The following is a 21,918-nucleotide window of genomic DNA, read 5'->3' on the forward strand; positions in this document are numbered from 1 at the left end:
CTACCGGCTTGATCACTCCTGTCGCTTTTCAGGGGGTTTCGTTTATGTGCATCTTGTTGAGTGCCGCTCAATGACAACACTGACGGCTCACCTCCTTGAGCCTTCGTCTCTTGATCACGGCGAGAGCTCTTGCTCGCCTCTGGCTTTGGTGGATCTGATGGCTATCAAACGGTCATCTTGGCTAAAGACCAGTGAAGAACTCCTCCCCCTTTGCAGGAGGGAGGGGTTCGGTTTTGTATTGGTAAGGCACAAATTGACAGCTTGAGTCAGGATTGTGTAGCATTTTGAACATTAGTTGTGCTACTTCTCGTTCTGTTCTGTATTGATAGGGCACAGAAGTAAGCTCGCTTTGTAGCAGCATGAACGTGATATGGCTTGACGCTGAGGGTATAAAAGAGACGTAGCTTGTCTACGAACAACGTTCACCTCGCATCCCCATCTGTGAGGCGCAGTCACTCAGGTCACGGAACGGGGGCCTGTATTTCTGAGGAACTTCTCATGACTCTGACTTACCGTGGCAAGCAGTATGCACAAACCAACAGTGCAACTACATCTGCTTCAAATAAAATCCGTCTGACTTACAGAGGTGTTGTTTACGCCAAGTGATTGAACAAGTTCACATCAAAAGCCCTCACCTGATTGGCGAGGGCTTTTTTTTGTCCCTGCTGGATAAGTAGGTCTATATTAAAATCAATCCCTAGATTGTGTGTAGATTTTTGTGTGTTGATGGTGCCTTCTAGTCACCATTGAGTGGGGTAAAAAACCAGCATTTAATTGTATAGGAGGTATTTTGGCGGTATTTCTGATTAAGGAAGCTCCTGGATGATGAGTATTTGATTGCTACCTACTACCTGCTACTTGCGAAGCCAAGGGTGTTTCAGTCCAAAGAGATCCAGTGAATCCATCACAACTTTGTTGATGGCGCGACCGAGCACCACCTGTGGCTCATCTGCGCGAATCGGGATCACAGGGTGTTGAAGGCTTTGAGACTGCGTTGCTCCCGAGATGATTTTGCGTGTGAGCAATGAGTTTCCTGCTTCTAAACCGCACACATAGGCTCGCTCCTGGCATAGCCCTTTGGCGCCGTGTTCTTGCGTGCCCATCCGCACCCAGTCGCCAGCGCAGACGATCGAGGCTACGGAGGTTTCCAAAGGTGGCCGTTGCTTGAAACTTCCCGGGGAAAAGAGCGACACCCCATTGGGATAGCGCTGCACCTCAAACTCGAGCACCGTTGCCTCCTTGAAGCGAGAATCGCTGATCGGTAGTAACTGTTGGGTGAGCAATTCGATGATCGCTTGATCCTCCATGAGTGCGATTTTGGAAGCGTTGTAAAAGTCGCTGGCAATCACTGAACCCTGAGGCTCATTGCCACCCCAGAGGGCCGGCTCGGCCTTGCTTTGTAGTTGGTCGAGCATGAAGAAGGTGCCGCCTGCTCCTTGTAAGGATTCGAAGCGAGAGAACACATTGGCCGGGTAGGGAATCGGGACATAGCGATCGAGCCATAGCCGCACTGACACCACATCAATCGCGCCAAGGGATCCTGCCGCAACCAGCTCTGGTGCAGCGTCTCGGCACTCTGGAGATTGGGACATGATCGAGCGTATGCCCTTGGAGCCCACGGCTAAAACCACTGCATTCACATCGCCAATGCGATCGGTTTTTCCCGTTGCAACGGATTGAATGCCAACAGCGTTGATCTGGTTTGTTCCTGGTGCGAAGTGCAAGCTGGTGGCCAGGGTCCCGCCCAACACGCGCAGATCATGCTCTGCGATCAGCCGTTGACTAAGGGGTTCAAAGAGTTTCTTGGCGATGCTTTCTGAGTTAATCCAGCGCACATCAAACGAATCTTGATGGGCGAGGGCGTAGTAATAAAGCAACTCCATCGTTACGGCGGCTGACAACTCTTCCGGTGGCTTGAAAAGGCCCACGAGTAAAATGGGTCTCAGGAAATCATCAATCAAACGTTTGCTAATTCCTAGCTTGGTGAACAGTTCTTGGGCGCTCAGTTTGTCGTATTCGTTGAAAATATCTTCGCTTCGATTCAGGTCTAAAATGGTATAAAGAAGTCCGCTAATGCTGAGGCGATCTTGTAAGGGAAGCCGTTTGAAGTTTGAGAATGTGGCCAGCATCTGTCCGAAGGGGCTGGGCCAGGCTGGTGCGTCGCCAAACACCGGAGCTGTGGCTTCCAGGCCATTGGGAGACCAGAAGGCGCTGGTGGTGAACGCGGTGAAAATATCACCGAGCTTGAGTTCTTCCGTCAGCGCATTGATGTTGGGGTAATCCTTCCAAAACCCCCGCGTGCCGGCCTCGAATGGTTTGCCGCTTTGGGTGGTGAGCGGTGTGCTGCCGGTTGGATCGGTGATCCCGTCGATCAGGGTCACGCGAACGCCCGCTTCGCAGAGAGATTTGGCGGCGCCCCAACCAGCCCACCCCGCTCCGATCACGACCACATGGGACGGGGTGATGTTTGGCATCGCTCGGGCTCGCCTCTGGGTGTTGTCTGAACGCTACGCAGGGCTGATGGTGGGGCGGCGCTGGCTTCAAAAAACAACCTGAGGCGGCTGTCAGCGGATTTGTCTCATAAAATGGGCGCGTTCTTTTGAGACGCGATCGGTGCCCAGGGTCGGACTGATCGTGAATGACGGAAAGTCACTCGCCGTTGACACTGCTCAAACGATTCAGGAGCGGCTCGAGCTCGCCGGCCATGAGGTGGTTCGAGTGAGCAGTTCTGGAGGCATGGTGGGTTTTGCAAACCCAGACCAGCACTTGCGGATGCTTGGGTACAACGCCTGCGTGCCAGAGGGTTTCGATGGCTCCATGGCTCTGGCCATTGTGTTGGGAGGGGATGGCACGGTGCTGTCAGCAGCCCGTCAAACAGCACCGATTGGGGTGCCGATTTTGACGATCAACACCGGCCATCTCGGCTTTCTTGCAGAGGCCTATCTCGGTGATCTCGATAAGGCCCTCGAGCAGATCCTCACCGATCGCTGGACGATCGAGGAGCGCGCCAACATGGTTGTGACTGTGATGCGCGGAGACCAACGGCGTTGGGAAGCCTTGTCTCTTAATGAGATGGCGTTGCACCGTGAGCCTCTCACCAGCATGTGCCACTTCGAAATTGCGATTGGCCGGCATGCACCTGTTGATATCTCCGCTGATGGAGTGATCCTGTCGACACCGACAGGGTCGACGGCCTATGCCCTCAGCGCAGGCGGACCTGTGATCACCCCCGAATGTCCGGTGTTGCAGCTCACGCCGATTGCGGCCCATTCCTTGGCTTCGCGTGCACTTGTCTTCAGTGATCAGGAACCCGTCACCGTCTTTCCAGCCACTCCCGAGCGCCTGATGATGGTGGTGGATGGAAGCGCAGGTTGTTATGTGTGGCCTGAGGACCGGGTCTTGATTCGGCGTAGTGACCACCCCGTGCGCTTTGTGCGCCTTTCGGATCATGAGTTTTTCCAGGTGTTGCGCAACAAGCTGGGTTGGGGCTTGCCCCATGTGGCGAAGCCGGATCGTCCATGAACGAGCAGGGCGTGGTGGTGTTGGTTGGTGCTGAGGCCCTGCAGCTCAAAGGTCGTCTCGAGGCCTTGGGCTACTCAGCCTTGGAGTGGGGGCCAGCTGCCTCAGCTGGGTTTGCTCCGTGATTGAGGTGGGTGATTTGCAGCATGAAACTGCTTGGTGTGTCGTGGCCGTGGCTATTGCCTCAACAATGGCGTTCCTTTCCTGAAGAGCTTCTGATGGACGTCTCTCCCCCCCAGCAGTTGCCCCTTGAGGCGCAATGGTGCGTTCGCGACCACACCTGTGTGCTTTTGGAAGTGGCAGATCAGCCCCAAGAACAACGGCTTGGACTCATGCAACGCCCAGCCTTGCCCCCTCTGAGGGGAATGTGGTTTCCGTTTAAGCCGGCACGGCCGTTGCGTTTCTGGATGCTGAATACGATTGCACCACTCGACATGGTGTTCGTGCACCAGGGCGAAGTGATTGCGATCGAGGCTGAGGTTCCGATCTGTCTCGCCTTGCCTTGCCAGAGCTTTGGGCCGATGGCTGATGCGGACGGCGTGATTGAGCTAGGGACTGGGGAGGCCAAGCGCCTGGGGCTTGGCGTTGGAGACGCGGTAGTGATTGAACCGATCACCCTGAAGAGCCCAAAGCAAAAAGTCGATGAGATACGTCGTAGCGTCACTGGCGATACGCTGTGGTGACGCTGGCGTGCCTAGCTGAAGAATCCTTTGGATTGAAGCCACAGCCCAACGGCAAGCAACGGGCCAACACCTGCAATGAAAAGAGTGATCTTGAGGCGCAGGGGTGACACCTGGGGTTTGCGTTCTCGGATGGCCATCCTGCGAGCTTCAAAGTGCTTGATTCTGCCCTTTTCTGTTGAATCGCGTCAGGCTCAGTTTTGTGGGGGAGCGCTTCCCTTGAGGATCAACACCGGATTCATCGGAGCAAGCCGCGTGCCATCGGCAAGCGGTTGTCCGCGCCAGGCCTGCTGCTGACTCACCTTCACTGAGTAATCGGTGGCCTCAAGCACCGGCTTCAGCTCCGCTAAGGCCTCCAAGGTGGCGAGTGGAATCACCACTTCACCCTTGGGGGCCATGCGTTGGATCACTTGCTCCAGCAGGGCCCTGCGTTTGCGGCCACCGCCACCAATCAGCACCCGGTCAGGGGCGGCTAAGGCTGCAGGGAGGTTGGGGAGTTCTTCCATGGCATCCCCCTCCAGTACAGCTGCTGGTTGAACACCCAGGCGTGCGGCATTGGCGGCGATCAGGGACGATCCACCGCTGCGCTGTTCAATGCAAAGCAACTGCAACTGCGGCCGCAGCCGCAGCGCTTCGAGGCCAACGCTGCCGGTGCCCGCACCCAGATCCCAAAGCACGCCGCGTGCTGGAAGGTTGAGCTCAGCGAGCAATTGGATCCGCACCTCCCGTTTGGTCATCAAGCCGGGGCGGTCGCTGTGTTGGAGAAACACACCATCCTCCAGGCCAAACAGTGGAAGTTGATCGGCGGGTGGAGCCGCTTGAGCTTCCGCAAGCAACACCACCAAATGCAGGGGGTGCAAATCGCTAGGCGTGGCTTGGCAGGGGGCCAGCCGTTGCACGCGCTCACTTCTGTGACCAAGCGATTCGCAGAGCCAGAGGGCATAGGCCGATTCCAGGCCGCTGCTGCGCAAGCTTTGGCGCACCTCGTCTACACCACCTCGACTGGGATCGGTGAGCACGGCCAAGGCGCTGGGGCGTTGTTGCAAGCGCAGAGAGAGTGGGGCAGGGTCACGGCCATGCAAGCTGAGCCATTGCGCGTCCTGCCAGGGCCTGCCCAGTCGGGCAAATGCCAGTTGCAAGGACGAGGGGCTTGGATGAAAGCGCAGACGTTCGCGTCCCAGGCGCTCGATCAAGATCCGGCCGATCCCGAACCACAACGGATCACCGCTGGCCAGCACTACCGCGCGCTGATCACTCCCGAGGGCCAGCAACTCCTCGCTTAGAGAGATTGGATTGTCACTGGCGATGCAACGCTGGTTTGGTTCAGAGGTGCGCCATTGCTGCAGGGCAGGCAGCATCCGTTTTGGGGCTGCCAGCAGGTGGGCCTGATCCACCAGGAGCTGAGCTCCGGGTGGGAGCGAGCCGGGAGCACCGGCGTCGGTGCCGATCACATCGATCATCACGCCATTGTGCTGCGTGCTTATTACGAGTTCGCTGATCACAATCGTGCGTTATCTGGCCAGAAGAGCTGTCAGCACCTTGCTTCGTTTGGAAACAAGCATTGAAAGGGTGGGTGCGCGGAGGCGTCAGACCTCCATCCCTTCAAGATGGCCACAACGTTTGCGGTGTGGTTGAAATGTGCACCAATGGGATCAAAGAGCGCCGGCAACGTCTGCACGACCTGCTGCTGGCCCTCGTGGCCCAACAGGGCGATCTGGAGTTGATGGATGGGGACAACCCCTCCGGTTTGGTGGGTGGGGGCAGTCGCGATGCGCCAGCCGATGCCGCGCGCTGGCTGGAGCGCAATCGACGCGTTTTGCAGCGTTATCAGGCGCTGGTGCGTACAGCGGTGACGCTCGATGCCCTGCTTGATGCGGAAGACGGCATCGCTCAGGAACCTTCTTGATGGAGCAGTTGTTGCTCGCGGCCAATGATCAACAGCAGCAAGCTGATCGCAAACAGCAGCCCCGTGATCACTGCCACGACCAACATCGTTCCTGCCAGCCCCTGGGTGTAGGCCTCCCGCAGCAGTTGCAGCAGTTGCTGAGACGCTGATCCCTCAAGCGAGATCGGGCTATTGCGTAGAAACAAACGAATCTGCTCATCGAGTTGGGGCAGATGCTCCAAGCCCAGACCCGCGGCTTGCATGCGGCTGTGCAGATCATGGAAGCCAAAACCGCTGATCATCGTTCCACTGGCGGCGAGCCCAAAGGCAAAGCCCAGCTGGCCGCTGGTGGTGCGAAAGGCCAGCACCGATCCAAAGCAATTCTCCGGTGCTTCCTGCACAAACAAGGCAGATTGCGGCACGGCTACAAAGGCCAGGCCGAGGCCGGCCAGCATTAAGGCCGGCAGTAGCTGCCAATAGGGCGTTTGCACTTGCACGATCGCGAACAGAGCTAGGCCGAGCACCAGCGCCAAGCTGCCGCCCGCCATCAACACCAAGGTGCGCCGGCCTGGACCCATCCAGCGCCCGGCGTAGATCCCTGCTACGCCAAAACAGATCAGGAAGGGCAGCTGAGCGAAGGCCACCGCACTGGTGCTGTAACCCTGCACCAGCTGCCAGAAGTTGCTGGTTTGCAGCTGCACCACCGCTTGCGCCACATTCCAGCCGATCCCGTTGATCACCGCTGCGGCAAAGAAACCGCGCAGGTAAAGCCGAGGCGGAAAGATCGGTTTGCGGCTGCGGCGCTCAATGCTGATGTGCAGCACAAACAACAACAGTCCGCTGCAGGTGGGCAGCCAGAAGCTGGGGCTGCGCAGCCCTAAGGCGGCGTGGTTGATGCCAAACAGAAACAGCACCATCGCGATCGCGATGCTCGCTAGGCCGGGAAGGTCGGGCTTGAGGGCGCGATTGCCTGGAATGGCAGGTACTAGCGCGGGCAACAGCAGCAGGCTGGCGCTGCAAATCAGTGGCACCAGCAAAAAGGACAGGCGCCAATCGATCGTGGCCATCCAGCCACCGAGCAGGGAGCCGCTGATAAAGCCCACCACGATCAGCAGGTTCCAAAGGCCGAGGGCGGCGCTTACGCCAGCAGCGGGAGTCACGAAGCGCACGCTGGCAAAGGTGCTGGTGAGCACCGACCCCAGGGCGATGCCGGTGAGGGCACGGCCGAGCAGAAACAGGCCCGCCTCGCTGGACAGCATTGAGAGCAGATTCCCCAACAGAGCCAGTAGCAGGGAGGCCGCCAGCACCCGCCGCCGCCCAAAACGGTCGCCGAAAAAGCCCATCACCAACACCGCTGCGGCTTGAGCCAAGGTGGACACGCTGGCGCCGAGGGCCAACACAGCGCCATGCATTTGCAAGGCATCGCTGGCTTTCACCAAGGCGATATTGGCAACACTGGGGTCGATCAGCTGCAAGCTGGCGAGGATGCCCAGATAGGGCACGGTCAGCGGTGAAATGGAGTGGGCTTTGATGCCGGTGACCTTCCAGAGGATGCAGGGGCGGATGAATCAGGCGCGTACTGGCTTTGCGGCGCTCGCCACCCATCCCCTCTTTTGCTGTTAGCAAGGCCCTGGCTCTTCTGGCCAGCTCTGGCAGTCTGGAGCCACTCTCGGCCTCTGCATGGCACCGCTCGGACTGTCCGCATTGCGTTCACGGCTGAGCCGCGGCTCATCAGGGAAGGGTTGGCAACCACCAGAAGCCAGCTGGAGCCGCTCGTTTGGCTTGGGTTGGCAGACCCCGTTCACGGTGCGCTATGCCAGCAACCTTGACGATGGCCCCTGGCATGGGATGCCCCTTGGTGGCTTTGGGGCAGGCTGCATTGGCCGCAGCTCCCGTGGTGATTTCAACCTGTGGCATCTCGATGGCGGCGAGCATTGGTACGGCAGCATTCCCGATTGCCAATTCGCGCTTTGGGAAAAACAAGGCGATCAGGTGCGTGTCCATGCCTTGGCTACAGAACCAACGCGCGATGACTCCAAGCCGGAGTCAGGCAAGCCGCTCAGCAGTTGGCAGTGGTATCCCGCCAGCACGGAGGAGACCAGCACTGGCACCTATGCCGCTCGCTACCCCCTGAGCTGGAACCACTACGACGGGGTGTTTTGCGCTGACGTGAGTTGCGAGGCGTTTAGCCCGATCCTTCCTGGTGATTACCAACGCAGCAGTTATCCGGTGGCGGTGTTCCGCTGGACGCTCAGCAATCCCACCAACAAGCCCTTAGAGCTGTCGCTGCTGCTGAGTTGGCGCAACACGGTGGGCTGGTTTACCAACACCGATGCCTCGGCAGAGGTGCACTTCCGTGATGACGGCAGCCCCGAGCACAACTACGCCCCAGCGATTGGAGATAGCGAGGGCCAGAGCAACCGCTGGATCGATGGCGATGGCCTGCGCGGGGTGCTGCTTGATGGCAAGCGCTCAACGCCGTTGGCAGAAGGTGAAGGGCAGTGGTGTTTGGCTCTGCCAGACACGCTGGATGGGGTGGAGCTGATGCGCTGCAGCCGCTGGGATCCCAGCGGTGATGGTGCCGAGCTCTGGCAGCCCTTTGCCGCGGGTGGGGTGATCCCCGATAGCAACAACGATCGCGCCAGCCGCAAGGGCGAACACGCCAGTGCGGCGATCGCCGTGAAATTCACCCTGGCGCCGGGTGAAACCCGAGAGATTCCGGTGGCGATCAGCTGGGATCTGCCGGTCACGAGCTTTGCCACGGGGGTGCGCGACCTGCGCCGCTACAGCGATTTTTATGGCGCCGATGGCTGCCATGCGGCGGCGATTGCGGCAGAAGCACTGCGTGATTGGCGGTCTTGGCACGAGCAAATCGAAGCCTGGCAAGCACCGGTGTTGGCGCGCAAGGAGCTTTCCGAGGAGCTGCGCATGGCGCTGTTCAACGAGCTCTACGACCTCGCCAGCGGCGGCAGCCTCTGGACGGCAGCCACGTCGAAAGATCCCTATGGCCGCTTTGGGGTGCTCGAGTGCCTCGATTACGCCTGGTACGAAAGCCTTGATGTGCGTTTGTATGGGTCCTTTGCCCTGCTGCAGCTTTGGCCTGAGCTCGATAAGGCGGTGATTCGCAGCTTTGCTCGGGCGATTCCAGCGGCGGATGCCACCCAACGGCCGATTGGTTGGTATTTCACCCAGGGCCGCGGCCGTGTGGAAGCAGACCGCAAGGTGAAAGGGGCCACACCCCACGATTTGGGAGCACCGAATGAGGTGCCGTTTGATGCCACGAATTACACCGCCTATCAAGACTGCAATCTCTGGAAAGATCTGGCCAGTGATTACGTGCTGCAGGTGTGGCGCACGTTCAAATTGGCGCCCACTGGTGAAGACCTCAGCTTTCTTGCGGAGTGCTGGCCTGCGGCGGTGCAGGCCCTGCACTACCTCAAGCAATTTGATGTGAATGACGATGGCTTGCCCGATAACGGCGGGGCGCCGGATCAAACCTTTGATGATTGGCCGCTCAAGGGGGTGAGTGCCTATTGCGGAGCGCTTTGGATTGCAGCCTTGGAAGCGGCCTTAGCAATGGCGCAACGGCTGCAGCTGGAGTTGGGATTGGAGACCGGCGACGAGCAGCACACCTTCAGTGGCTGGCTGAAGCAATCCCGCGCCAATTTCGACACGCTCCTCTGGAACGGTGAGTACTACGACATCGATGCGGAAAGCGGCACGCCGGTGGTGATGGCCGATCAGCTCTGTGGTGATTTCTATGCGCGCTTGCTGGATTTACCGCCGGTGGTGAGTGAGGCCAATAGCCGCAGCACCTTGAAGGCGGTGAAAGAAGCCTGTTTTGACAACTTTGCAGGCGGAACGCTCGGGGTCGCCAATGGCTTGCGCCGTGATGGCACTCCGCTGGATCCAAATGGCACCCACCCCTTGGAGGTGTGGACGGGGATCAACTTTGGAATCGCCAGCTATTACCGCTTGATGGGTGAGGGCAAAACCGCAGAAGCGATCTGCTCAGCGGTGGTGACCCAGGTGTATGCCGGTGGCTTGCAATTCCGCACTCCAGAAGCGATCACAGCCGTGAATACCTTTCGGGCTTGCCACTACCTGCGGGCGATGGCGATCTGGGGCCTCTGGGCCACACACACCGATTGGGAAACGATTCCTGGTGCGCAGCGGGGGTAAAAAGTGGGCAATTGAGTTAGATCTCTGCCAGTTTTTGATTCGCCAATGAATCGATTAAGTCTGCGCAATCATGCAAAAGCAGTAATATGACCAGAGTTAATTGTATTAACGATTTATAATTAGCTTGGCTTTTGCATCTTTTCTGCCTTCTTCTCTGATAGTTAATTGTGCTGTCTTCATCTCAGGCCTGCGGTTCCCGCAGTCCAGGCATAGAGCGTTGATGATGGCTCCATGAATTGGCTTGTTCAGATGGGTGTGCTGCGTCGGCTTTTGGTTTCGTTGTTGGCGGCGGTGCTCCTGCTTCTGGTCACCCCAAACGCAGCGCTGGCCCAAGTGCATCAGCACAACGATGAGGCGGGTGCCCCAATGCTGCGCAGCCTTGAAAGCTTGCGCGATCTCGATTACGACAGCTGGCAGGCCGTTGCTTATCGCACTGGAAAGCCTGGAAACCCTGTAGTGCTGAGGATTGTGGGCTACCCCGGCAAAGTGAGGCTCGATCATCCAGTGTCTCTATTAGTTCAGGCCGGAGTGAAGGAATGGCAATTGGACGACATCACCCTCAAGAATCCAGCCCTTGCCAAAGACGGTCGAGAAGCTGCCGCTGAATTTGCGCTCGATCCGCTCTTAACTGATCTGAGCAACAACCGTCCTTTGCGTTTGTTCCTGCCGGGTGTGTTCAATGAATTGCCTGTTCCTCCCTATGTGGTGGGCGAGTGGCGCGAAGTACAAACGCAACAGCTGAGCTGATGCTGTCAGGCAGCACCCGCTGGAATGTTTGGATGCGCCGGGCTCTGCAGTTGGCAGCCCTGGCTGAAGGCCAAACCAGTCCCAACCCCCTAGTGGGTGCTGTGGTGCTGGATGCTCAAGGGGCTTTGGTCGGAGAAGGCTTTCATGCCAAGGCAGGGCAAGCCCATGCCGAGGTGGGTGCACTCGCTCAAGCTGGTGCGCGCGCCAGGGGCGGGACGATCATCGTCACGCTTGAGCCTTGCTGTCATCAGGGGCGAACGCCTCCTTGCTCGGAGGCGGTGATTCAAGCCGGCATTCAGCGCGTGGTTGTGGCACTCACAGATCCTGATCCGCGGGTGGCCGGTGGCGGCATTCAGCGCTTGCGCGATGCCGGATTGGAGGTGATCACCGGGGTGCTGGAGGCAGAGGCGGCTCAGCAAAATCGAGCCTTTGTCCATCGCGTTCAAACTGGCCTTCCTTGGGGCCTTCTCAAGTGGGCGATGAGTTTGGACGGCCGCACCGCTTTGCCGAATGGCGAAAGCCAGTGGATTAGTGCTCCTCCTGCGCGGGACTGGGTGCATCACTGGCGCGCAGGTTGCGATGCGGTGATTGTGGGTGGGGGCACCGTTCGCGCTGATAACCCCTTGCTCACCAGCCGTGGTCGGCGGTCGCCAGAGCCGTTGCGCGTGGTGCTGAGCCGGAGTCTTGATTTGCCTTCTCAGGCTCAGCTTTGGGACACAAGCCTGGCGCCAACGCTTCTGGCCCATGGGCCAGGTTGCGCTGATCGACCATGTCCTGAGGGACCGGAAACTCTCGAACTTTTGGCTAGCGAGCCGTTGGATCTCCTTCACGCTTTGGCTGCACGTGGTTGCAACCGCGTGCTCTGGGAATGCGGTCCGGCCCTAGCAGCGGCAGCGCTACAGCAGGGTTGCGTGCAGGAGTTAGCAGTCGTGATTGCCCCCAAGCTTCTTGGCGGTGATTTGGCCCGCACGCCTCTAGGTGATCTTGGCTTCACGGCGATGGATGAGGTTATGGCGCTTTCAGACCTCAATGCTCAACGTTTAGGCAGTGATCTGTTGCTGCAGCAGAGGCTGATCTAAAGCAGGCGTCCTGGGGCCTTCCAAAGGATCTAGCTATGGGTGTTCATTGTGTTCAGCGATGTCTTCTTCTTCCACTTGGCTGGTGTAACGACCGATCAGGACTCCCATCACCACGGCTAAATAAAGCGGTCCAATGATTCCCGTCACCATCGCCAGCATCCGCGAGACGGGCAGCACAGGTTGAATGTCACCGAAGCCCACGGTGGTTAAGCAGATGAAGGCGAAATAGTTGATTTCAGAGAAGGCTCTCATTGACACCAGCACACTGGCGTCGGGCCCATGGGCGGATTCTTTGAGGATGTTGAGTGGTTCGAAACTGCCTGGCTGAATGGTTTCCACCGCACTCATCACCAAGCCGGCTGTTAGCCCTAAGAGCAGATAGCCAGCGGCAGCACCCATCAGCAAGCCAGCCGTAACTTTGCGTTCCTGGGAGAGTCGCTCCACCAAGCGGATCACGCTCCAGCCCACCAACACACTCCAGGTGAGCACAAGCGGAACGCCACTCACCACCCAGCGCACAGGAGTGATTTGCCACAGAAGCAGGGCAACAAGTGCCCCGAGACCTAGGAGCTGGTACAAACGGTCTTCAACGGTGAGAGACGCTTTGCGGATCATCACCAGTTGCGTGAGCAGCAAGGCGATCAAGCCATAGCCCAGGGGGCCGATCCAGCTCAGGCGCGGAAAAGCAAAGCTCACCAGCACTAATAAGCAGAGGCTTAGAAGCAGCTCATAGATTTTTTCTCGATTGCGGCGCTTTGATCTGTCAGATTTCATCTTCAGAGCATTCCGCCAAGCTCAGGATTCCAACAATCGCGAATGCCATCGAGCCAAGCAAGGTGGTTGGTCCGCGTTTCGTCTATGGCCCTTGCTTAGACGCTGGTTGGTCCAACACCAAGGGGATGGAGCCATGCGCTGGTCTCGAGGCGTTCGGTTCTCCTCCCAGCACGCGCACCCATCAGGCAAACAACCGACTTAGTTTGGTGCGCAATTGGGAACCAGCTTCATGGCGATTCGAGAGGACGACAATCGCCCTAATCGGCGCTTCGGGATCATCAATCTTGTCTTGATTGGTTTCGGAGTGTTGTTGCTGCTGAGCAGCTTCATCCCCAACCAAGGCATGCAGCAAGTGCCTCGGGTGCCGTATTCACTTTTTATTGACCAAGTCAATGATGGGGCGGTCAAGCGCGCTTTCATCACCCAAGATCAAATTCGCTACGAGCTCAGTGAGGCTGAGGAAGGAGCGCCTTCTGTGCTCGCAACCACGCCGATCTTCGATATGGATCTGCCCCAGCGCCTCGAAAGCAAAGGCGTTGAGTTTGCTGCTGCTCCGCCTAAGAAGCCCAATATCTTCACCACCATTTTGAGCTGGGTCGTTCCCCCGCTGATTTTTATCCTCGTTTTGCAGTTCTTTGCACGTCGCTCCATGGGTGGTGGCGGTGCTCAAGGTGCACTCAATTTCACGAAGAGCAAGGCCAAGGTGTATGTGCCGGATGAGCAATCACGGGTCACGTTTGCCGATGTTGCCGGTGTGGATGAAGCCAAAGATGAGCTCAATGAAATTGTTGATTTCTTAAAAACACCCGAGCGCTATACCGAGATTGGCGCACGCATTCCCAAAGGGGTGTTGCTTGTTGGTCCTCCAGGTACGGGTAAAACACTTCTATCCAAAGCAGTGGCTGGTGAGGCAGGTGTTCCCTTCTTCATCATTAGTGGTTCCGAATTTGTAGAACTCTTCGTTGGAGCAGGTGCTGCTCGCGTTCGTGACCTATTCGAACAGGCCAAAAAGAACGCTCCTTGCATCATCTTTATTGATGAACTTGATGCGATTGGTAAGAGCCGTTCAGGCTCAATGGGTGTGGTTGGAGGTAACGATGAGCGCGAACAAACGCTGAATCAACTGCTTACCGAAATGGATGGTTTTGCATCCACAGATAAGCCTGTGATCGTGTTGGCTGCGACGAACCAGCCTGAAGTTCTAGATGCCGCTTTGCTTCGCCCTGGTCGTTTCGATCGTCAGGTGTTGGTGGATCGACCTGATCTTTCTGGTCGTAAGACCATTCTTGAGATCTACGCCAAAAAAGTAAAACTTGCCGAGGCCGTTGATTTAGACAAGATTGCTCAAGCGACAAGCGGTTTTGCCGGTGCCGATCTTGCCAACCTGGTCAACGAGGCAGCCCTACTAGCGGCTCGTAATTACAAAAAAGAAGTTGTACAGGGCGATCTCAATGAAGCGATCGAACGTGTTGTTGCTGGTCTCGAGAAAAAGAGCCGGGTGATGCAAGACGATGAGAAGAAGGTCGTTGCGTATCACGAAGTTGGTCACGCGATCGTGGGTCACCTCATGCCCGGAGGCAGCAAAGTGGCCAAGATCTCGATCGTGCCCCGCGGCATGAGTGCCCTCGGCTACACGCTGCAACTCCCCACAGAAGAGCGCTTCCTCAACTCTCGCGAAGATTTGGAAGGGCAAATTGCCACCCTGATTGGAGGCCGCTCTGCAGAGGAAATTGTGTTCGGCAAAATCACCACAGGAGCTGCTAACGATCTGCAGCGGGCTACCGACATCGCTGAGCAGATGGTTGGCACCTATGGAATGAGCGACACCCTCGGACCCCTTGCTTACGACAAGCAAGGTGGTGGTCGTTTCCTTGGAGGTAACAACAATCCCCGCCGCGCGGTGAGTGATGCCACAGCGCAAGCGATCGATCGTGAAGTACGGGGCTTAGTGGACCGTGCCCACGACCAAGCCCTTTCGATCCTTCGTCAAAACATGGCATTGCTCGAAACGATCTCTCAGAAAATTCTTGAAAAAGAAGTGATCGAAGGAGATGACCTCAGAGAGATGCTTTCGGCCAGCGTGATGCCTGCTGATCAATCCGTTGCTGCTTAGGCTCCCGCGCTTTCCTGAGCGCAGACACTGCTCAAGTAGACACTGCTCAAGTAGACACTGCTCAAGTAGACACTGATCAAGTAGACGCCGCTCAACTTTCCAGCAATTGCAATCACTGTCTCCTTCTGGGGGCAGTTTTTTTGTTGGATCGGTCAACCATCGGCCGCAAATGGTTCACTTTTTTGAAGCGTTTGGCGTCCCGAATCGCAACGTTTCCAGCACGCGGGCTCAAGAAGGCTTGACGAGCAGCCCTTTTATCTCCGATAACACTCCTTTGAAGCCGCTGGCATGGATAAGGGCGTTGCTGCTGTTCTCACCTCCTTAACCGGGAGTGATTACCTGTCGTCTGCGGACATTTCTGCGCAGGAAACCCAGGCTCTGCTTGACCTTGCGCGCCAACTGAAGTCTGGTGACCGGCGCATCGATCTCGGCAATCGGGTGCTGGGGTTGATCTTCACCAAAGCATCCACCCGCACCAGGGTGAGCTTTCAAGTGGCGATGGCCCGGCTCGGTGGTCAAACCGTGGATCTCAATCCCCAGGTCACCCAGCTCGGTCGTGGTGAACCCTTGGAAGATACGGCCAGGGTCTTGAGTCGTTTTTGTGACGCTCTCGCTGTGCGCACCTATGCCCAACAGGAGCTCGTGGATTACGCCTACTGGGCTTCGATTCCCGTGATCAATGCCCTCACGGATCTCGAGCATCCGTGTCAGGCCTTGGCTGATTTCCTCACGATGCAGGAGGCCTTTGGTGATCTGCAAGGCCAAACCCTGGCTTACGTCGGCGATGGAAACAACGTGGCCCACTCCTTGATGCTCTGCGGGGCTCTTCTTGGCGTGAATGTACGCATCGGCTGTCCCGATGGTTTTGAGCCGTTACCCGGGGTGCTCGATCAAGCCCATGAACTTGCTGTGGCTGGAGCTCAGATCGAGGTCACCAGTGACCCCGTTGCGGCGGTGCGCGGAGCCCAGGCGTTGTATACGGATGTTTGGGCATCCATGGGCCAGGAACAGGAGCAGGCGGAGCGCGAACAGGCTTTCAAAGGCTTTTGCTTGGATGAAGCCCTGCTGGCAGAAGCTGATCCCAAAGCGATTGTGCTGCACTGTTTGCCTGCCCATCGCGACGAGGAGATCAGTGCCGGGGTGATGGAGAGTGCGTCCAGCCGGATCTTTGACCAAGCGGAGAATCGTCTGCATGCCCAGCAGGCTCTCCTCGCCGTTTTGCTTGGTGGTTTGTGAGCGCATCGCCCCAGGCGTTTTCACTGCCTGGGGGGGCAGTGACGGTGGTTCTCATTCATGGATTCACCGGCTCGCCTTCTGAGCTGCAGCTCCTCGCTGAGGCCTTGAATTCCGAGGGCTATGGCGTAGAGGTTCCCCTGCTCATGGGTCATGGAACAAACCTCAATGAGTTGATGGGGGTGCATCCGCAGCAGTGGATCGACCCTCTTGATGCCTTGATCACTCGTCTGTTGTCAGAAGGTCAGAAGGTGGTGGTGGGAGGGTTGTCGTTGGGTTCGATTTTGAGCTTGCAATTGGCCTTGCGTTACCCCCAAATCAAGGCTCTCTTGCTGTATTCACCTCCTGTTCGCAGCGGAGATCCCCGCCGCTTTTTGGCCCCTGTGCTGATCCAATTCACACAATCGCTGCCAAAGCCGGCCTCTGACTTCTTTGATCCAATCGCGGCAGAGCGGCTTTGGTCTTACGACCGCTACCCAGTGGCCACCAGTGCTCGCGTGCTTGATCTCATCTCTCGTACGCGCAGGCAGCTCCACCAGGTTCAGCAACCACTGCTGGCGATTGCGAGTCGTCGCGACAAGGTGATTTCACACAGTGGCATTGAGCTGTTGATGCGCACCGTGCAGTCCTCTCCTCGAGAGCTTCACTGGTTAGAGCGCAGTAGTCATTCGATCACGGTGGATGCTGAATGGACAGCGGTGCGTGATCTCAGTCTCGAATTTCTACGTAAGATTTTTTCAACGTCAATTTGAAGCATGGATCAAGTCGAACGAGACAACTGGCAAAGGATTCTCGAAACCTTAGAAGCGGCGGGTGATTGCGACAGCGGCTTTTATCGCAGGGCTCAAGCCATCTGCAACGGACAGCCAGACCCCTTGCTGGAGCAGGAGCGGAAGGATCAGGAACAGAGAGAGCAGAGCTCATGAGCATTGACCCGATTGAGCGTGGCTTGGAACAATCCTTTGGGCTCGAAAAGTGGGGTCGGTTCATCCGTGAGTGCGATGACATCGACACCCTGCGAGAAACGGCTCTTTCTCTGGTGCAGCAACTGGCTCAGCTCAAGGCTTCTAGTGCCTGGATGGCAACGCGTGCCTCCGAATCCGAAAACGCCAAATTGGAAATGTTGGCTGAATTGATCAAGCAAAAAAACGTCAACCAGGAGAAGCAATGAGCGGTCTTTCCCTCCTGCGGATGTCCGTTCGATTGCGAACCATCGTGATCATTGGATCCACGGCCGCTGCCCTGTCGGTTGCTTCTGCATTGCCGAGTGATGCCAGCTGGGCGCCAAAACCTGAACCCAAGTTTTGGCGTGAGGTGCGCCAGCAAATGAGCGTTCAGGAAACGTCAGCACCATCGGATTGGAGGTTTCTGGAGGCGATGCAATCCCCCAAAATCGACGCGGCCGAATATTTGCGAGACCCTTTCCGTCGTGATCAGACGGTGAGCTTTCAGGCCTTGTTGTTGATGCGTAAAGGGCAGAGCAGTCCTTGGGGAATGCGGCAGTTATCGATGCGCGCCCAGTGTCTTAAGGGGGTGTTGGAGCGACAGGATCAGGAGGGTCGTTGGAGTGTTTACCCAGGACGGAAAGGTACGGCTTCCAAGGTGAACTGGATCTGCGCTTTAGCTCCCAATCCTTGAGGCCCTTGCCAAATCCCCATGGAATAGGTACATATGTATTGACTGAATTGGATCATCCCGGTGACCACTGGATCCCCCGAGCCGCTCACCACTGCTCAGCAGGAGCTTTACGACTGGCTGTCGGACTACATCGGTAGCCATCGCCATAGCCCTTCTATTCGTCAGATGATGCAGGCGATGGGGCTTCGTTCACCCGCTCCTGTGCAAAGTCGACTGCGCCATTTGCAGCAGAAGGGATGGCTCACCTGGCAGGAGGGTCAAGCGCGCACCTTGCAATTGTTGGGGGATGTGGCGTTGGGTATTCCGGTGCTGGGCGCTGTAGCGGCCGGTGGTTTGGTGGAAACCTTCGACGATGTTCAAGAACACCTTGATCTAGCTCCAGTGCTTGAAACCCGCGGCTTGTTTGCGCTCACGGTGAATGGTGATTCGATGGTGGATGCTCACATCGCTGATGGTGATGTTGTGCTTATGGAGCCTGTACTCGAGCCCCGTCGTTTGCGTCAGGGCACGATTGTGAGTGCTTTGGTGGCAGGCAGTGGCACCACCCTCAAGCATTTTCATCTTGATGGAAGTGTGGTGCGCTTGGAAGCGGCAAATCCTGCTTACGACCCCATTGAGTTGCCAGCGGAGCAGGTGCAGGTTCAAGGCAAATTAATGGCGGTGTGGCGCCAGGTTTGAGCTCCTTGGCGGTGTAAGCTTCGCCACGACAACGAACAGGCTTGCGGGCTTTGGCGTTGTTCATGGGGCCATAGCTCAGCTGGTAGAGCACCTGCATGGCATGCAGGGGGTCAGCGGTTCGAATCCGCTTGGCTCCACTAGGTTTTCACCAAGTGAACCATCCCCACTAGTGCAAAAGTCAGTGCAAGAAACTGGCGACTTCTGCGTTTTGCACTAACTCCACCCGTACGGACTCCAAGATCAGATCTTGCTGGAGCAGGTGCAGCCCTCCTCCCATCAGGGCAACGGCTTCAGCCAAGCCATTCTCTGAGATGCAGGCGCAGCATCGTGCAATCGACAGGTGATCAGCCCACATTCACCGTTGGATTCGCGTCTCCCCAAGATGCTGTAAACGCGCCGGAATAGCTAGTTACTTCCGCCCCGTCAGCTCATCCCATTCGATCGATCCATATCCACCCTCTCGAAGCTGTCTCCCGCGGCGTTGCATCGCATCGAACTCTTTATCGCTGTGGTTCTCCCATCACTCGATCTACCCGCAAAATGTGCGATTGGTGAGCGTCATAGACCACACCACTGACCCACGACAGTGGGGTTAATTGGTCTTATCTTGGTTGGCATGTTGAAGACATTAAAGACAGACGCTCGGCAGCGTCGATTGGTTGAATCGCTTCAGCAGCGGTTTCGACTTGCTGAAGAAACTCGTGATGCCCGCGCCAAACAGGAGCTCTTCCGCGAAGCGGTTTATCTCGGGATTCAGCCGCAGCTGTTCACTGACCCACATTGAATTTGAAGTTGCTGCTGTTTAAAACCCTTTGGGGTTGGCAGGACTCACTAGCCAAGGCCTGTGAACGGTCCCAATTTGATGACTTTGATGGGTTGGAAATCAATCTTGACCACCCAGCCTTGGTCGTCTTGCCACCGTCGGAGATTCGTCGATTGTTGCAGCGGGGCCAACAGAGGCTCATTATCGAGATCGCAACAGGGGGCGGTTACACCCCATCCCTCGATTGGAGCCCAGATGATCACCTGGCTCAGTTGAGTGAAGATCTTTTACGTGCTGTTCGACTTAATCCACTGAAGATCACGTTGATTACCGGCAGCGATAGTTGGTCTGAGCCCCATCAGGACTCCTTCCTTGAGGCTGCCCTTGATCAAATCGAGGCCTGTCCAATTCCGGTGACCCTTGAGACCCATCGCAGTCGATCCCTATTCGATCCGTGGCGTCTGTCGGCCCGGGTGGCGAAACATCCGCGGCTGCGCCTGACGGCTGATTTGAGTCACTGGTGTGCCGTAACTGAACGATTAATGACGCCTGAGTTGGCTCCTGTTCAAGCAATGGCTGGACGGGTTGACCACATCCATGCCCGTGTCGGACATGCCCAGGGGCCGTCTGTCAGCCATCCCTTCGCGCCCGAATGGGCCGAGGCGCTTGAGGCTCATCGTCTCTGTTGGCAGTTTTTTCTGGATCGATCGCTCCACCTGGATCAGCCAATCACCATCACTCCAGAGTTTGGTCCTGATGGCTATATGCCCCTCCATCCGTTTAGTGCTAACCCCCTCTCGGATGTTCAGATTCTCAATGCGGAGATGGCATCGTGGTTGCGCTCCAACTTGTTGCCCGCAGCGGTCGATAGCTGACTCCTATAAATCGATTGCCAGTGAAGGATCCTCTGTTCCAGTCGGTGGGGAGGCCCTGGATTGAAAGTGTCGTCGTAACCAAGCTGCGCTGATTCCACCAGGACCCGATCTTCCTCTAAAAACGTGAGTAACTGTTCGAGCCAGGCGTCTGCAGCGGCGTTGTCGACGGTTTCAGTTGGTGCGAACAGCCGTAACTGCATCGTGCAACAGCTGGGCAGATTCGGCAAAAACTCCAGCAGCGCTATTCGTCCGTCTGGCCACACAAGTAGATGGCTCCACGGAGGTAATCCAAATGTGAGAAACCGCCCCCCATCCGGATGGGGAGTTTCCAGCAGAGTGCCGTAGCGGCTGAAGCGATGGACGTACTGGCGCACCGGGCCTTGCTCGCGGTGGAGGGTTTTTGGATGGGCAATTGCGACGTGGTAATCGTCGAGCGTGTTGTCATGCGCGATTTTCCAATTGCAGGCCAGGCTGCGTTGGACTTGTCGCAGCTGTATCGGCGCTGCTGACCAGGGGATGTTGGAGGTGTCGTGGACGATTGCAAGCTGTTCATCGAGGGAGATTGCCTGAGCGTTCAGGGAGACCCAGATCAGTGGTCCGTCAAGACGGCATGGGAGCTCATGCAATCCCCAGTCCCGACGATCGAAACCATGCTCAAAATCCGATTCCCGTGTTGCCGCTAGCAATTCACCTTGGAGGTTGTAGGTCCAGCCGTGATACGGGCAAATCAGACGCCGGCATGGCTTGCCAGCCTCGCCATCCGCCTGGAAGACAGCACCGCGGTGGGGGCATCGGTTTCGAAAAGCCCTTGGCTGCTCGCCCTCAGGCCAGGTCAGCAGAAGGGGTTGGTGCAGCAGGGTGATCGCCAACGACTGACCAGGTCGAAGATCAGCTGCAGCGGCCACTGGGTGCCAAAAGTGGTTCGCGTACAGCGTGCAATCCAACTGGTGTATCTCCTCGTCTCGATACAGCCATCCAGGTAGGAATGGCTGATTCAGCACAGCGCTGGCTCCAGCTCTCTCATGGTGGTTGACAGGGAGCGACGCTTGGTGAGGAATGCGTTGCTCAACCGCAGCTGATCGAGGTTGGTTTTGTCTAGCTCGACGTCGAAGGAACGGATGATCCGGCCAGGGTTCGAGGCCATCACATGCACCTGTTGGGCTAACACCAGGGCCTCCTCTACATCATGAGTGATGAGCAACACAGTGAGGCCCGTTCGTTGCCAGAGCTTGAGCAGGAAATCCTGCATGGATTCCCGGATTTGCAAATCAAGGGCACCAAAGGGTTCATCAAGAAGCAAGATGCTTGGGTTGGTGGCGAGTGCCCGTGCAATGGCGACTCGTTGTTGCATGCCGCCTGAAAGTTCCCTTGGCAGTTTGTTAGCGGCATCACTGAGGCCGACAACTTCGAGGAAGTAGGCGGTTCGTTCTTTGATTTCCGCCGGCTTCATTCGCTGGAGACGCATTCCAAAACCAACGTTTTCGGCGGCATTGAGCCAGGGATAAAGGCTATATTTCTGAAACACCATTCCGCGGTCTGGACCAGGACCTCTCAATGGACTGCCATCCACCGAGATGGAGCCGCTACTGGGTTGATCTAGGCCGGCGATCAAACGCAGAATTGTGCTTTTTCCTGATCCAGAGCTGCCAACGATCGCCCTGAAGTCACCTGACTTCATCGAGAATGTAAGGCCTTCGAGGATTGTTTTGTCCCCGAAACGCTTGCAGAGATTGTTGACAATCAGTTCCATGG

Annotated in this window: 24 protein-coding genes and 1 tRNA gene; 18 read left to right on the top strand and 7 right to left on the bottom strand. The window is 57.1% G+C overall.

Translation table 11 applies throughout. The features are described from left to right. The first annotated feature begins 498 nt into the window (after nt 1-498). Nucleotides 499-606 (top strand): DUF4278 domain-containing protein, encoded by a 108-nt coding sequence (locus tag SynPROS91_RS12355; RefSeq protein WP_186518480.1) that lies wholly within the window; start codon nt 499-501, stop codon nt 604-606. A gap of 248 nt (nt 607-854) precedes the next feature. Here SynPROS91_RS12355 and SynPROS91_RS03545 read toward each other — a convergent pair whose 3' ends face one another. Beyond that, entirely contained in the window at nt 855-2,474 is a 1,620-nt protein-coding gene (locus SynPROS91_RS03545; protein WP_186518482.1) for an FAD-dependent oxidoreductase, read from the bottom strand. Between the two features lie 139 nt (nt 2,475-2,613). Here SynPROS91_RS03545 and SynPROS91_RS03550 point away from each other — a divergent pair, with 139 nt between their 5' ends. The 3 genes from SynPROS91_RS03550 (at nt 2,614) to SynPROS91_RS03560 (ending at nt 4,202) form a co-directional block, all read left to right on the top strand. After that, nucleotides 2,614-3,522 carry an NAD(+) kinase gene (locus tag SynPROS91_RS03550; protein WP_186518484.1) on the top strand — a complete coding sequence of 303 codons (909 nt, stop codon included), beginning with the start codon at nt 2,614-2,616 and terminating at the stop codon, nt 3,520-3,522. Then, on the top strand, nt 3,519-3,644 hold the full coding sequence (locus SynPROS91_RS03555) for a hypothetical protein (RefSeq protein WP_255439905.1): 126 nt from the start codon (nt 3,519-3,521) through the stop codon (nt 3,642-3,644). The genes SynPROS91_RS03550 and SynPROS91_RS03555 overlap by 4 nt, the downstream gene beginning before the upstream one ends. A 93-nt stretch (nt 3,645-3,737) precedes the next feature. Beyond that, the gene (locus SynPROS91_RS03560) at nt 3,738-4,202 is read left to right on the top strand and encodes a DUF192 domain-containing protein (RefSeq protein WP_255439980.1); all 465 of its coding nucleotides are present in this window, start codon (nt 3,738-3,740) and stop codon (nt 4,200-4,202) included. 11 nt (nt 4,203-4,213) lie between these two features. Here the strand turns inward: SynPROS91_RS03560 and SynPROS91_RS12135 are convergent, their stop codons facing one another. Both SynPROS91_RS12135 and cbiE read right to left on the bottom strand, forming a co-directional pair. Next, a complete protein-coding gene (locus tag SynPROS91_RS12135; protein WP_255439906.1) occupies nt 4,214-4,339 on the bottom strand; it encodes a hypothetical protein in 126 nt (41 codons plus the stop codon). Nucleotides 4,340-4,393: 54 nt separating this feature from the next. Further along, nucleotides 4,394-5,659 (bottom strand): precorrin-6y C5,15-methyltransferase (decarboxylating) subunit CbiE, encoded by a 1,266-nt coding sequence (gene cbiE, locus SynPROS91_RS03565; protein ID WP_186519388.1) that lies wholly within the window; start codon nt 5,657-5,659, stop codon nt 4,394-4,396. 176 nt (nt 5,660-5,835) lie between these two features. On the opposite strand from cbiE, the gene SynPROS91_RS03570 reads away from it, so the two are divergent. Continuing rightward, nucleotides 5,836-6,105, top strand: a complete 270-nt coding sequence (locus SynPROS91_RS03570; protein ID WP_186519392.1) for a hypothetical protein — start codon at nt 5,836-5,838, stop codon at nt 6,103-6,105. Here the strand turns inward: SynPROS91_RS03570 and SynPROS91_RS03575 are convergent. Next, on the bottom strand, nt 6,090-7,586 hold the full coding sequence (locus SynPROS91_RS03575; protein ID WP_255439907.1) for an MFS transporter: 1,497 nt from the start codon (nt 7,584-7,586) through the stop codon (nt 6,090-6,092). The two genes, SynPROS91_RS03570 and SynPROS91_RS03575, sit on opposite strands and share 16 nt — an antisense overlap. Before the next feature lie 178 nt (nt 7,587-7,764). On the opposite strand from SynPROS91_RS03575, the gene SynPROS91_RS03580 reads away from it, so the two are divergent. The 3 genes from SynPROS91_RS03580 (at nt 7,765) to ribD (ending at nt 12,092) form a co-directional block, all read left to right on the top strand. Continuing rightward, a complete protein-coding gene (locus SynPROS91_RS03580) occupies nt 7,765-10,266 on the top strand; it encodes a GH116 family glycosyl hydrolase (RefSeq protein WP_186518486.1) in 2,502 nt (833 codons plus the stop codon). Between the two features lie 249 nt (nt 10,267-10,515). Next, a complete protein-coding gene (locus tag SynPROS91_RS03585; RefSeq protein ID WP_186519394.1) occupies nt 10,516-11,013 on the top strand; it encodes a DUF3122 domain-containing protein in 498 nt (165 codons plus the stop codon). Next, nucleotides 11,013-12,092, top strand: a complete 1,080-nt coding sequence (ribD, locus tag SynPROS91_RS03590) for a bifunctional diaminohydroxyphosphoribosylaminopyrimidine deaminase/5-amino-6-(5-phosphoribosylamino)uracil reductase RibD (RefSeq protein ID WP_186518488.1) — start codon at nt 11,013-11,015, stop codon at nt 12,090-12,092. The genes SynPROS91_RS03585 and ribD overlap by 1 nt, the downstream gene beginning before the upstream one ends. A 33-nt stretch (nt 12,093-12,125) precedes the next feature. Here ribD and SynPROS91_RS03595 read toward each other — a convergent pair whose 3' ends face one another. Next, the gene (locus tag SynPROS91_RS03595; RefSeq protein WP_186518490.1) at nt 12,126-12,866 is read right to left on the bottom strand and encodes a potassium channel family protein; all 741 of its coding nucleotides are present in this window, start codon (nt 12,864-12,866) and stop codon (nt 12,126-12,128) included. Nucleotides 12,867-13,095: 229 nt separating this feature from the next. On the opposite strand from SynPROS91_RS03595, the gene ftsH reads away from it, so the two are divergent. The 10 genes from ftsH to SynPROS91_RS03645 all read left to right on the top strand — a co-directional run bounded on the left by ftsH (nt 13,096) and on the right by SynPROS91_RS03645 (nt 20,166). Then, nucleotides 13,096-14,979 carry an ATP-dependent zinc metalloprotease FtsH gene (gene ftsH, locus SynPROS91_RS03600; RefSeq protein WP_186518492.1) on the top strand — a complete coding sequence of 628 codons (1,884 nt, stop codon included), beginning with the start codon at nt 13,096-13,098 and terminating at the stop codon, nt 14,977-14,979. Nucleotides 14,980-15,267: 288 nt separating this feature from the next. Further along, on the top strand, nt 15,268-16,215 hold the full coding sequence (gene argF, locus SynPROS91_RS03605) for an ornithine carbamoyltransferase (protein ID WP_186518494.1): 948 nt from the start codon (nt 15,268-15,270) through the stop codon (nt 16,213-16,215). Next, nucleotides 16,212-16,964: a carboxylesterase gene (locus SynPROS91_RS03610; protein WP_186518496.1), complete on the top strand. Its 753-nt coding sequence runs from the start codon at nt 16,212-16,214 to the stop codon at nt 16,962-16,964. The genes argF and SynPROS91_RS03610 overlap by 4 nt, the downstream gene beginning before the upstream one ends. Nucleotides 16,965-16,967: 3 nt before the next feature. Further along, the gene (locus tag SynPROS91_RS03615; RefSeq protein WP_186518498.1) at nt 16,968-17,138 is read left to right on the top strand and encodes a hypothetical protein; all 171 of its coding nucleotides are present in this window, start codon (nt 16,968-16,970) and stop codon (nt 17,136-17,138) included. Continuing rightward, on the top strand, nt 17,135-17,383 hold the full coding sequence (locus SynPROS91_RS03620) for a hypothetical protein (RefSeq protein ID WP_186518499.1): 249 nt from the start codon (nt 17,135-17,137) through the stop codon (nt 17,381-17,383). The genes SynPROS91_RS03615 and SynPROS91_RS03620 overlap by 4 nt, the downstream gene beginning before the upstream one ends. Continuing rightward, the gene (locus SynPROS91_RS03625) at nt 17,380-17,850 is read left to right on the top strand and encodes a hypothetical protein (protein ID WP_255439908.1); all 471 of its coding nucleotides are present in this window, start codon (nt 17,380-17,382) and stop codon (nt 17,848-17,850) included. Before SynPROS91_RS03620 ends, SynPROS91_RS03625 begins: the two co-directional genes overlap by 4 nt. 54 nt (nt 17,851-17,904) lie before the next feature. Further along, the gene (lexA, locus tag SynPROS91_RS03630; protein ID WP_186519398.1) at nt 17,905-18,528 is read left to right on the top strand and encodes a transcriptional repressor LexA; all 624 of its coding nucleotides are present in this window, start codon (nt 17,905-17,907) and stop codon (nt 18,526-18,528) included. A gap of 64 nt (nt 18,529-18,592) precedes the next feature. Beyond that, nucleotides 18,593-18,665, top strand: a tRNA-Ala gene (locus SynPROS91_RS03635). 479 nt (nt 18,666-19,144) lie between these two features. Then, entirely contained in the window at nt 19,145-19,312 is a 168-nt protein-coding gene (locus tag SynPROS91_RS03640) for a hypothetical protein (RefSeq protein ID WP_186518501.1), read from the top strand. Next, nucleotides 19,309-20,166 carry a sugar phosphate isomerase/epimerase gene (locus tag SynPROS91_RS03645; RefSeq protein WP_255439909.1) on the top strand — a complete coding sequence of 286 codons (858 nt, stop codon included), beginning with the start codon at nt 19,309-19,311 and terminating at the stop codon, nt 20,164-20,166. Before SynPROS91_RS03640 ends, SynPROS91_RS03645 begins: the two co-directional genes overlap by 4 nt. Here SynPROS91_RS03645 and SynPROS91_RS03650 read toward each other — a convergent pair. Both SynPROS91_RS03650 and SynPROS91_RS03655 read right to left on the bottom strand, forming a co-directional pair. Beyond that, a complete protein-coding gene (locus SynPROS91_RS03650; RefSeq protein WP_186518503.1) occupies nt 20,097-21,167 on the bottom strand; it encodes an aromatic ring-hydroxylating dioxygenase subunit alpha in 1,071 nt (356 codons plus the stop codon). The genes SynPROS91_RS03645 and SynPROS91_RS03650 overlap by 70 nt on opposite strands. Continuing rightward, complete coding sequence (locus SynPROS91_RS03655) at nt 21,161-21,916, bottom strand: ABC transporter ATP-binding protein (RefSeq protein ID WP_186518505.1); 756 nt, start codon at nt 21,914-21,916, stop codon at nt 21,161-21,163. The genes SynPROS91_RS03650 and SynPROS91_RS03655 overlap by 7 nt, the downstream gene beginning before the upstream one ends. Nucleotides 21,917-21,918 lie beyond the last annotated feature (2 nt).

Source organism: Synechococcus sp. PROS-9-1, assembly GCF_014279775.1.
GTDB lineage: Bacteria > Cyanobacteriota > Cyanobacteriia > PCC-6307 > Cyanobiaceae > Synechococcus_C.